This window comes from Streptomyces phaeochromogenes, assembly GCF_001418655.1.
In the GTDB taxonomy this organism is placed as follows: domain Bacteria; phylum Actinomycetota; class Actinomycetes; order Streptomycetales; family Streptomycetaceae; genus Streptomyces; species Streptomyces phaeochromogenes.
This window is the reverse complement of sequence record NZ_LIQZ01000211.1, coordinates 23,291-30,691: the sequence shown is the minus strand read 5'-3', so window position 1 is coordinate 30,691 and position 7,401 is coordinate 23,291. Positions and strand designations below refer to the sequence as shown.

Genomic DNA, 7,401 nt, shown 5'->3' with positions numbered 1-7,401 from the left:
GTGCATCTGGAAGGACTCACGTGACCACCGTTACCCGACGTGTCGCGCCCGCCCCGGCATCCACCAACGCCCTCCGATTCCCTCAGGGATTCACCTGGGGGACGGCGACCGCCGCGTACCAGATCGAAGGTGCCGCCTCCGTCGACGGACGCACCCCTTCCATCTGGGACACCTACTCGCACACGCCCGGCAGGGTACGCAACGGCGACACCGGTGACGTGGCCACCGACCACTACCACCGCTGGCGCGAGGACGTCGCGATCATGGCCGACCTCGGCGTGAGCGCCTACCGGTTCTCCCTGTCATGGCCGCGGGTGCAGCCGACCGGCCGCGGCCCNNCTGGAGGACGCGGGCGGCTGGCCGGAGCGCGTCACGACCGACCGTTTCGCCGACTACGCGACCCTGGCGGCCCGTGCGCTGGGGGACCGGGTGAAGACCTGGACCACCCTCAACGAGCCCTGGTGCAGTGCCTTCCTCGGATACGGCTCCGGTGTCCACGCGCCCGGGCGCACCGACCCGGTCGCGGCCCTGCGCGCGGCGCACCATCTCAACCTCGCCCACGGCAAAGCCGTTCAGGCACTGCGCGCCGAACTGCCCTCCCGCGCGCGGACATCCATCACGCTCAACATCCACCACGTCCGAGCGCTGACCGAGGCCGCCGAGGACCTGGACGCGGTCCGCCGGATCGACGCGCTGGCCAACCGCGTCTTCACCGGCCCTCTGCTGGAGGGCGCGTACCCGCAGGATCTCCTCCAGGACACGGCCGGTCTGACCGACTGGTCCTTCGTGCAGGACGGCGACCTCGCCACGATCCACCAGCCGCTGGACTTCCTGGGCGTCAACTACTACACGCCCACCCTCGTTTCGGCCGCGACCGGCGAGGCGAGCCACGGCTCCGACGGTCATGGGGCGAGCGAACACAGCCCCTGGCCGGGCGCAGACCGGGTCGCCTTCCACCGCCCCGAGGGCAGCACCACCGCGATGGGCTGGGCGGTCGACCCCAGCGGTCTGTACGACCTGCTGATGCGGCTCAAGGCGGAGTTCCCCGCGATGCCTTTGATGATCACCGAGAACGGGGCCGCGTTCGACGACTACGTCAACCCGGAGGGCGAGGTGAGCGACCCTGACCGCATCGCGTACCTGCACGGCCACCTGTCGGCCGTGCAGCGGGCGATCGTCGCTGGCGTCGACGTACGGGGCTACTTCCTGTGGTCCCTGCTGGACAACTTCGAATGGGGCTACGGCTACAGCAAGCGCTTCGGTGCCGTCTACGTCGACTACCCGACCGGCAAGCGCATCCCCAAGGCCAGCGCACGGTGGTACGCCGATGTGGCCCGCACCGGCACGTTGCCGGACCGGGACGGTGAGAATCGGTGAGCCCGCGTGTGACGTCGAAGCACAGCCGCGGATCGGCCGACCACGGTCCAACGGTACGTGGGTTTCCGGTCAGTGCCGATGCTGGGCGGCCATCCACTGCCAGACGCGCGTTCCGTTGATGCTGGGGTCGTTGCGGGCGACGTAGATCCATGACCAGTGGCCGGCGAACCGGTGGCCGTTCCAGATGACGTGGTCGTAGAGCGTCATCAGTGAGCCCGGGATGAGGTCGTGCGCGTGGGCGGTGTTGGCCTGCGGGTCCACGGTGGTGTCGTCACGGGAGGTGACGAGCCAGCTGGGGGTGCTGATCCTTGCCAGCTCGCTGTCGGGGATCAGCGGTGCACCGCCCGGCGGGGAGGACGTGACAACGCCGCAGATCGGTACGGCAGCGGCGAACAGGTTGGGGTAGACAGTGGTCATCTTCATGCTCATGTAGCCGCCGTTGCTGCAGCCGACGACATAGATCCGGTCGTGGTCGATGCGGTTCCTGCGCGTGACGTCGCCGATGATCTCGCGGATGAGGGGCGCGAAGCGGGGGCCGTCCTGCATCCAGGCGGAGGTGCTTTGCGGGGCGAGGACGTAGGCGCCGTCGAAGATGCGCTGTGCCTGGGGGGTGGCGAAGCCCAGTGCGCCGCGGTTGGCTCGCAGCGTGGTCTCGTTGTCGTAGTAGTTGTCGGGCAGTGAGGCGCCCTCACCTCCGCCGTGCAGCCAGACGATCAGCGGGCGCTTGCTGCGTCGGGAGGCGTGGGAGCCGGTGGGTGAGTACAGCCGGTACTTCATTCCCGAGCCGGAGACGTGGGAGCTGAACGCGTCGACCTCGGGGTCCGACAGCCGATGGTCCTGCACGAATTCTCTGATGGTGATCGGTCGGTGATCGCATAGGACGATCGGGGCGCGCTGAGTGATGGTGTAGACGAGATCGAGCATGACGTTGCGGCTCTTGCCCTCGATGTAACCGAGGGTGCCGCCGCCGGTCTGACCCTCGGCATGGCTGAGGCCAAGCACGATGTTGCCGCGGTGGTCGAGCCGGACGGCGGTCACCGTGCGGTCGAGGTCGTACTCGCCGAAGATGGCGTCGTCGTCGGCGATGGGAATCGGGCTGGTGGCTTTGGCGTGCACGGTGAAGGTGGCGGTGGTCAGGCTGGCCGGGTCGATCGGGCCGATCCGGGCGGTGTTGAGGGTGATCGAGGTGACCTGTTCGCCGCCGTCGAGCACCTGGGCGTTCAAGGTGAATCTCACACGGGTGGTCGCATGGTCGTCGGCATACGCGGCGACGCCGGGCAGGGACAGGCCGGCGGCGGCGCCCGTGCTGAGCGCCAGAATGGTGCGACGGGTGATCGGTGTTGCCATGCGGACTCCTTATGTCGTCGGCAGGCTTCATCACGGCCCATGTGTCGAACCCGGTGGTGCGGCCGCTGAGAGTTGACGGCCCACCACGTACGGGACCAGAGCGGGTCATGTCGTGAGCAGGACAAAAGTGAGTACCGCCGGCACGTTACCGGCGTTGCCGCGTGGCGGACAGGCGCTGCTCCGGCTTTTCTCCAGGCGGTGGCAGCCGGCCCTCAGGTCACGCGGCCCAGCAGTCGTCGAACGCGCTCGACGACCGGTCTGTCGACCACCGCTCCGCCCGCGGCAGTGGCGGATTCACCCGCGTCGATGATCCCGCGGGCCCATCCCGGCTTCTCATCGGTCCCGGCGAACCCATGGCGAACCACCGGGCTACTGTCACTGCGACGGTGAGTATCCGTCAGCAGCGTGGTGTTCTCGGGGAGGGACCGAGACTGGAGTAGGGCGCCTGTCGACCTTCTGCAGTCGGCTGCCCGGCTGTCACTCCGTGTCGAAGTCCGTCCTCCGGGAGACCTTCTCCCACTCGGTGAGTTCGGCCCGCACGGAGTCCAGGTGTGCGGTCAGGAAGTCGACCGCGTCTGCGCCGAGGGCAAGGCGGAGCGGGGTCTTCTCGGCCTCCAGAGCCAGCCGGATCGCCGCCGCGGCCTTCGCCGGGTCCCCGGGCTGGCTGCCGCCGCTGCCCTGCACCATCTGCCGGGTCGCGCCGACCTTCTCCCTGTACGCCGGGTTCTCCTCGGAGAAGTACGCCGCGCCCTTGCCGAACAGGTTGGTACGGAACGCGCCGGGCTCCACGATCAGCACCTTGATGCCGAACGGCGCCACCTCGTCGGCCAAGCCCTCCGACAGTTGCTCCAGCGCCGCCTTGGTCGCGCTGTACGCGGAGAACCCGGCGAAGGACAGTTGCCCGCCGAAGCTGCTGATGTTCACGACCGATCCGCTGCCCCGCTCCCTCATCTGCGGCAGCAGCGCCCGGGTCAGCCGCGCAGGGCCGAACACGTGCAGCTCGAACAGGTCACGCAACTCCCGGTCGGTGGTCTCCTCGAACGCCCCTACCTGGGTGCGGCCGGCGCTGTTCACCAGCACGTCCACCCTGCCGTAGCGTGCCAGGACGTCGGCGGCCACCACATCGATCCGCTCGCCGTCCGTGACATCCAGGCTGATCGCCTCGACACGGTCCGGGTACGCGGCGACCAGCTCGTCCAGCGCCTCGGTCCGCCGGGCGGTGCCGATCACCGTGTCGCCGGCGTCGACCGCGGCGTCCGCGATGGCCCGCCCGAAACCGCTGCTCGCGCCGGTGACCAGCCAGACCTTGGCGTTCTCACTCATCGTCGTCTCCCTCGTCAACTGGCGTTCGGGGTTCTTCTGTCGACGGACTCGATCCTTCGCCAGTCACCAGGGCGGCGTCCAAGACCCGTTGTGATAGCCATGAGTTATGGACGTCCATGGGCGTGATCTGCGCTATTTCACCTCGGTCGCCGAGGAGTTGAGCTTCACTCGCGCCGCCGAGCGGCTGTTCGTCTCCCAGCCCGCACTGAGCAAGCAGATACGGATGCTGGAGAAGCAACTCGGCGTGGTCCTGTTCGAACGGGACCGGCGGACAGTGCGGTTGACCGCGGTGGGGGAAGCCCTGTTGCCGCACGCCCGAGCGGTGCTGGCCGCCTGGCAGGCCGCGGAGGCGGCGGTGGAGGAGGCGAAGACCGTCGAGCGGTGCACCCTGGTGATCGGTATGTCCACCAGTCCCGGCCGCGGGCTGCTGCCCGCTCTGCGGACCCGCCTCATCTCCCGGCATCCGGACGCACAGCCCGTCCTGCACCAGGTCAACTGGGCGGATCCCACCGCCGGGTTGGCGGATGGATCCAGCGACGTCGCCTTCGTCTGGCTGCCGCTGCCCGACGACGACCGTTACCAGTACGCGGTGGTGGCACGCGAGCCTCGGCTGGTCGCGCTCCCGGACGGACACCCCTTGGCGGCGCGGGCCGCGTCCGACCCCGAGGGAAAGGTGGACTTCGCCGACCTGCTGGAGGAGCCCTTCCTCGCCCTCCCCCCGGAGGCCGGCCCGCTGCGGGACTACTGGCTTGCCCTGGACGCCCGGAACGGTCGACAGCCACGGATCGGTGGAGTGGTGGCCAGCGCCGAGGAGACCCACGAGGCGGTCGCCGGCGGCCAGGGGGTGGCGCTGCTGGCCACCGGCAACGCCCCACTGGTCGTCCGGGACGAGGTGATCGCCGTGCCGGTCCGGGGTATTTCCCCCTCTCAACTGGCGGTGGCCGCCTGCCAGGACGACAAACGGACGCTGGTTCTCGCCTACCTCGCCGCAGCGCGGGACGTTGGGGCCACAACCTGATGATCAGGCGCTCAGAGCGTGGAGAGTCTCGCCGACCTTGCTGGTTTCACCCCGACGGACTCGTCCTGAAGGGGATGCGCGCGCCCGGTCAGGTTCCTGTTGCCGGACGGGTGGCGCGGTTCCGTGGTCGAGTCCTGGTCAGTCCGGTCTCCACGGCGGTGAGCAGGGTGAGAGCGGCGTCGAGGTGTGTGGTGTCGTGGTTGGCGGCGTCGGAGACGGCCGTGGCCCATTCCCGGCGGACGAGGGTGTAGTTGGTGCGTCCGAGTTCAGTGGCGTGGACGGTGACGCCGCGGCCGTCGCCCGGGTCGGTGCGCCGCTCGACAAGGCCCTTGCGCTCCAGTCCGCCCAGGACGGTGGAGAGGTTGGTTCGTTGCAGTCCGGTCGCGTCGGCGATGCGGCTGGGCGGGGCGTGGGGCTCGCGCTGCAGGTAGCGCATCACCATGCCCTCGGACGGTGAGAGGGGGATGGCCCTCTCGTCGGCGTATCCGCGGAACTGGACCTCCCGGCTGATGATCAGCACGAGATCGGCCAGCTCGGCCCACCGCTGCTCGTGGTCCGGTCCAGCCGTCGAGTTCGTCGGGTGCGCTTGATCCTCCATCACGGCTCCAGGGTACGGGGTTGCCCAGAGGTAGTTATGGACGCATACTCATTATGAGCGCATAGTTATAGCTACATAACTACAGTCTTCTGGGGGCTGTCATGACGACAAGCACTTCCTCGCGGCATACCGGGGCCGCAGCACGCTCTCCCCATGCCACGGCCCGCGCCGGCGGCCTGCACCCGGCCGGGGTGTTCATCCTGCTGGCCGGCGCGTTCCTGCCGATCATGGACTTCTTCATCACCAACGTGGCCCTGCCCAGCATCGATGCCTCGCTGCACGCCTCGGCTTCGTCGCTGGAGCTGGTGATCGCCGGGTACGGCGTCGCGTACGCGACCCTGCTGGTTCTCGGCGGCAGGCTGGGCGACCGCTTCGGCCGTCGGCGCATCTTCCTCGGGGCGCTCGTGGGCTTCGTGCTGGCCTCGCTGGCCTGCGGTGTCGCCCCGAGCGTGGGTGCGCTGATCGCGGCCCGAATCGTCCAGGGCGCCACCGCCGCCCTGCTCATCCCGCAGGTACTGGCGACGTTCCACCACGTCCTCGAAGGTGAACGCAAGTCCCGTGCCGTGGCCCTGTACGGGGCTACCTCCGGAATCGCCGCCGTGGTCGGACAGTTGGTGGGTGGCCTGCTGGTCAGTGCCGACATCGCCGGCACCTCCTGGCGTCCGATCTTCCTGGTCAACGTACCCATCGGCGTGGTCGTCCTGATCGTGGCGGCCCGGATCGTGCCCCACACCCGCTCGCACCACCCCGTCGGCATCGACCTGCCCGGCACCGTACTGTTCGCCGCCACCCTGACCGCCCTGCTGGTGCCGCTGACCGAGGGGCACTCCCTGGGCTGGCCCTGGTGGACCTGGCTGATGCTCGCCGTCGCAGTCGTCCTCGGCGTCGTCACCCATGTCGTGGAGAAGCGCACCGAGCGGCGCGGTGAGGTCCCGCTGCTGCCGCCGTCCCTGCTGCGCCTGCCGTCGATGTCCCGCGGGCTGACCATGGTGTTCGCCTTCAGCATCGGCTTCGGCGCCTTCATGTTCGTCTTCGCCCTCACCGTCCAGATCGGCCTGCACGCCGACGCCCTGCACAGCGGGCTGGCGATCCTGCCGATGGCCCTGCTGTTCTTCGCCGGGTCACTGGTCGCGCCCCGCCTGATCACACGGTTCGGCCGGGCAGCGCTGTCCGCCGGCGCTGTCGTCCAACTCGCCGGACTGGCTTCGCTGGTGGCGGTCCTCCTCGGGAACTGGCCGCACGTCAGTCTGTGGGCGATGGCTGTGCCGCTGGCCCTGGTCGGTGCCGGACAGTCGATGCTGTTCGCCGGCCTGTTCCGCAGCGTGCTCGCCGACGTTCCCACACATATGGCCGGTATCGGCAGCGGCGTGCTGATCACCCTGCAGCAGAGCGGACTGGCGCTCGGCGTTGCCACCCTCGGCACCCTCTATCTGGCCCTGGCCCCGCACAACGTCGCCCATGCCTTCGCCGCAGTCGAGTACGTGCAGATGGGCATCGTCGCCCTCCTCGCGGTCGGCGCTGCCGCCCTGCCTCGCTTCAACAAGTCCACGTCGACCACCACTTCCGTCGTCGACGCCTGAACCAGCCCCTTGCGAACCTGAACCAGCCCCTTACGAAAGGGAGCAGTGATGAGTCCTCCTGTCAGTCGTCTACGCCCTGTACTGGCGGACCGGCAGGGAGACCTACCTGCAGATGGCCGGCTTCATCGGCGTCCTGCTCTACAAGGACGGCCGCGTCC

The 7,401-nt window shown here is 69.1% G+C and carries 6 protein-coding genes and 1 pseudogene; 4 read left to right on the top strand and 3 right to left on the bottom strand.

From position 1 onward, the window contains the following. Window positions 1–20: 20 nt before the first annotated feature. Window positions 21–337, top strand: a pseudogene (locus AOK17_RS52530) (family 1 glycosylhydrolase); the annotation flags it as partial. A gap of 2 nt (window positions 338–339) precedes the next feature. Further along, a partial coding sequence (locus AOK17_RS27065; protein WP_245697380.1) for a glycoside hydrolase family 1 protein occupies window positions 340–1,377 on the top strand: 1,038 nt, incomplete at its 5' end. Window positions 1,378–1,446: 69 nt separating this feature from the next. Here the strand turns inward: AOK17_RS27065 and AOK17_RS27060 are convergent. Beyond that, window positions 1,447–2,724, bottom strand: coding sequence for a prolyl oligopeptidase family serine peptidase (locus AOK17_RS27060; protein WP_055615166.1), 1,278 nt, complete (start codon window positions 2,722–2,724; stop codon window positions 1,447–1,449). Window positions 2,725–3,201: 477 nt separating this feature from the next. Then, a complete protein-coding gene (locus tag AOK17_RS27055; RefSeq protein ID WP_055615165.1) occupies window positions 3,202–4,047 on the bottom strand; it encodes an oxidoreductase in 846 nt (281 codons plus the stop codon). 106 nt (window positions 4,048–4,153) lie between these two features. Between AOK17_RS27055 and AOK17_RS27050 the strand changes: the two genes are divergently transcribed. Further along, window positions 4,154–5,065, top strand: a complete 912-nt coding sequence (locus AOK17_RS27050) for a LysR family transcriptional regulator (RefSeq protein WP_055615164.1) — start codon at window positions 4,154–4,156, stop codon at window positions 5,063–5,065. Window positions 5,066–5,153: 88 nt separating this feature from the next. On the opposite strand, the gene AOK17_RS27045 is transcribed toward AOK17_RS27050, so the two are convergent. Further along, on the bottom strand, window positions 5,154–5,663 hold the full coding sequence (locus AOK17_RS27045) for a MarR family winged helix-turn-helix transcriptional regulator (protein ID WP_055615163.1): 510 nt from the start codon (window positions 5,661–5,663) through the stop codon (window positions 5,154–5,156). Between the two features lie 101 nt (window positions 5,664–5,764). Between AOK17_RS27045 and AOK17_RS27040 the strand changes: the two genes are divergently transcribed. Then, window positions 5,765–7,243, top strand: a complete 1,479-nt coding sequence (locus AOK17_RS27040) for an MFS transporter (RefSeq protein WP_055615162.1) — start codon at window positions 5,765–5,767, stop codon at window positions 7,241–7,243. Window positions 7,244–7,401: the final 158 nt, after the last annotated feature.

Coding starts and splice junctions, on each gene's coding strand:
- AOK17_RS27045 (WP_055615163.1), bottom strand. CDS start 5,663: ATGGAGGATCAAGCGCACCCGACGAACTCGACGGCTGGACCGGACCAC.
- AOK17_RS27050 (WP_055615164.1), top strand. CDS start 4,154: ATGGACGTCCATGGGCGTGATCTGCGCTATTTCACCTCGGTCGCCGAG.
- AOK17_RS27060 (WP_055615166.1), bottom strand. CDS start 2,724: ATGGCAACACCGATCACCCGTCGCACCATTCTGGCGCTCAGCACGGGC.
- AOK17_RS27055 (WP_055615165.1), bottom strand. CDS start 4,047: ATGAGTGAGAACGCCAAGGTCTGGCTGGTCACCGGCGCGAGCAGCGGT.
- AOK17_RS27040 (WP_055615162.1), top strand. CDS start 5,765: ATGACGACAAGCACTTCCTCGCGGCATACCGGGGCCGCAGCACGCTCT.